The 2,692-nt window shown below is 76.0% G+C and carries 3 protein-coding genes; all 3 read right to left on the bottom strand.

Annotated features, from left to right (window positions below; translation table 11 throughout):
• Positions 1-151: 151 nt before the first annotated feature.
• Positions 152-1,225, bottom strand: coding sequence for a zinc-dependent alcohol dehydrogenase family protein (locus tag HGA02_RS15720; RefSeq protein ID WP_168680022.1), 1,074 nt, complete (start codon positions 1,223-1,225; stop codon positions 152-154).
• 134 nt (positions 1,226-1,359) lie between these two features.
• On the bottom strand, positions 1,360-1,656 hold the full coding sequence (locus tag HGA02_RS15715; protein WP_124341159.1) for a hypothetical protein: 297 nt from the start codon (positions 1,654-1,656) through the stop codon (positions 1,360-1,362).
• 70 nt (positions 1,657-1,726) lie between these two features.
• The coding region (locus HGA02_RS15710) for an MFS transporter (RefSeq protein WP_168680021.1) at positions 1,727-2,692 on the bottom strand (966 nt) is incomplete at its 5' end.

Raw genomic sequence — 2,692 nt, 5'->3', positions numbered from 1 at the left:
GTCGCGGGCTCCGCGTCCGCCGGTGCCCCCCGAGCACCCCGCGAGCAGCAGGGCGGGCAGGCAGAGGGCGGCGGCGTGCGGCAGCAGTCGGGTCACGGCGGACACGGTAGGGGCTGCGGTGCGCCGGACGGGGGCGCGTCCGTGCCGGGCGTCAGGGGCGCAGCAGCACCTTGGTCGCGCGCCGCTCGTCCATCGCGGCGTACGCCTCGGCGACCTCCTCGAGCGGGAGCTCGAGGTCGAACACGACGCCCGGCTGCAGGCGGCCGTCGAGCACCTCGGGCAGCAGCTCCTCGATGTAGCCGCGCACGGGTGCGACGCCGCCCCGCACGCCGACGTTGGTGTCGAACATCGTCCGCACCGGCAGCTCCGGACCGCCGGCCGGGACCCCGACGAAGCCGACCTGGCCGCCGGGCCGCGCCGACCGCAGCGCCTGGTCCATCGACTCGGCCGTCCCGACGCACTCGAGCACGACGTCGGGGCCGACGCCGTCGAAGAGCTCCTTGAGCCGCGCGACACCCTCGTCGCCCCGCTCCGGGACGACGTCGGTCGCACCGAGCTCGCGCGCGAGCTCCTGCCGCTGCGGGTGCCGGGACATCGCGACGACCCGCGACGCCCCGAGCCGGCGGGCGGCCGCGACCGCGCACAGGCCGACCGCGCCGTCCCCGACCACCGCGACCGTCGAGCCCGGGCCGACACCGCCCGAGACGGCCGCGTGGTGACCGGTGCCCATGACGTCGGACAAGGTGAGCAGGTGCGGGACGAGCGCGCGGCCCGGCTCGCTCTCCAGGTCGACGCCCGGCACGACGACGAGCGTCCCGTCGGCCAGCGGCACCCGGACGCGCTCGCCCTGGCCGCCGTCGGCGAAGCCGCCCTCGCGGTCCTTCGAGCCCCACCAGCCGCCGTGCAAGCACGACGTGCTCACGCCGTTGCGGCAGTTCACGCACGTACCGTCGCACACGTAGAAGGGCGCGATGACGGCGTCGCCGACCGCGACGTGCTCGACCACGTCGCCGACCTGCTCGACGACCCCGATGAACTCGTGCCCGATGCGCTTGGGGGACCGTACGGGTTGCACGCCGCGGTACGTCCACAGGTCCGACCCGCACACGCACGCCGCGACGACCCGCACGACCGCGTCGCGCCCGCTGCCGCCTTCGCGCAGGACCGGGTCCGCGACGTCCTCGACGCGGACGTCCCGCTCGCCGTGGATGACGGTCGCGCGCATGGCTGCTCCTCGGGGCTCGGGGGGAGTCCGCGGCCACCGGCCGACGGCGCGGTCAGTGTAGGCACCGCTCCCCGCCGGGTGCGTGCGCTCGGGGCGGGAGGGCGGGGCGGGAGGTGCCCGAAGGTGCCGCGCGGTCAGCCGGGCGGGAGCAGGTCAGCGCCCGACCACGGCTCGCGCACGATCACGTCGCCGTTGCGGACTTTCCGCAGGTACTCGCGACGCGTGACCACCGCCCAGCCGAGCCCGAGCAGCGCGATCACGAGGACCAGGAAGCCGACCCAGAAGACGGCCCACCCGGCCGACGCCGCGAGCGCGACGACCAGCCCGACGACGGTCCACACGGCGGCGATCCCCGTCATCACGGCCATCACGACGAGGGTGAGACGGTCCTCGCCGGGGATCGGTGAGGTGCCGCGGTCGTGGTCGGTCATGAGCGGAGCGTAGGCCCGAGCTCGCCCGGCCGACCCCCGAACGGCGCGACGTCACCGGCGCGCGGCTTCCTCAGACGCGTGCGGGCACCGGGCGTCGCGTCCACAGCAGCACGGGCAGGAGCAGGAGCGACAGCACACCCCCGATCAGCGAGAGCGTCGCGTAGCTCGTGGCGGCCATGACGACGCCGGACATCGCGCCGCCGCCCGCACCGCCCAGGGCGATGAGGACGTCGAGCGAGCCCTGCGTGCGGGCGCGGTTCGCGGGGACGGTCGCGTCGACGACCAGGGCCGTGCCGGCGATGAGCCCGAAGTTCCAGCCGAGGCCGAGCAGCGCGAGCGCGACGACGAGCAGCGGCATCGAGTCGGCGGGGGCGAGCGCGGCGGTGACGCCTGCGAGCAGCAGCGTCACGGCGGACGCGATCGCCATGGGGATGCGGCCGACGCGGTCGACGAGCGGGCCGGTGACGAGGGACGGCAGGAACATCGCACCGACGTGGATGCCGATGACGAGGCCCACCGCGGTCAGGTCGTGGTGGTGGGTGCGCATGTGCACGGGCGTCATCGTCATGATCGCGACCATGGCGACCTGCGTGAGCACCATGACGGTCGCGCCGACCGCGACACCGCGCCCGGGCGGCGCGACGACGGGTCCCGGGACGTCGTCGGTCGACGGCGTGGCCGCCGCGTCGAGGCGCTGCGCGACCAGGTAGGGGTCGGGACGCAGCAGGACGAGCAGGACGACGCCCGCCGCGAGGAACGCGGCGCCTGCGAGGAGGAACGGGCCGGCGAGCGCGGGCAGGCCCAGGCCGGTCGCGAGGTCGCCGAGCGGGGCGACGAGGTTCGGACCGGCGACCGCGCCGAGCGTGGTCGAGACCATCGCGAACGAGACGGCCGTCCCGCGGCGGTCGGGGAGCGCGAGGTCGGTCCCCGCGTACCGGGCCTGGAGGTTCGTCGCCGTGCCGGCGCCGTAGAGGAGGAACGCGCCGAGCAGCAGCGGCACGCTGCCGAGGGCCGCCGCGGCGACGACCCCGAGCCC

Source organism: Cellulomonas septica (genome assembly GCF_012396155.1).
Lineage (GTDB): Bacteria > Actinomycetota > Actinomycetes > Actinomycetales > Cellulomonadaceae > Cellulomonas > Cellulomonas septica.
This window is presented reverse-complemented; position numbering and strand designations above follow the sequence as displayed.

Coding starts and splice junctions, on each gene's coding strand:
- HGA02_RS15720 (WP_168680022.1), bottom strand. CDS start 1,225: ATGCGCGCGACCGTCATCCACGGCGAGCGGGACGTCCGCGTCGAGGAC.
- HGA02_RS15715 (WP_124341159.1), bottom strand. CDS start 1,656: ATGACCGACCACGACCGCGGCACCTCACCGATCCCCGGCGAGGACCGT.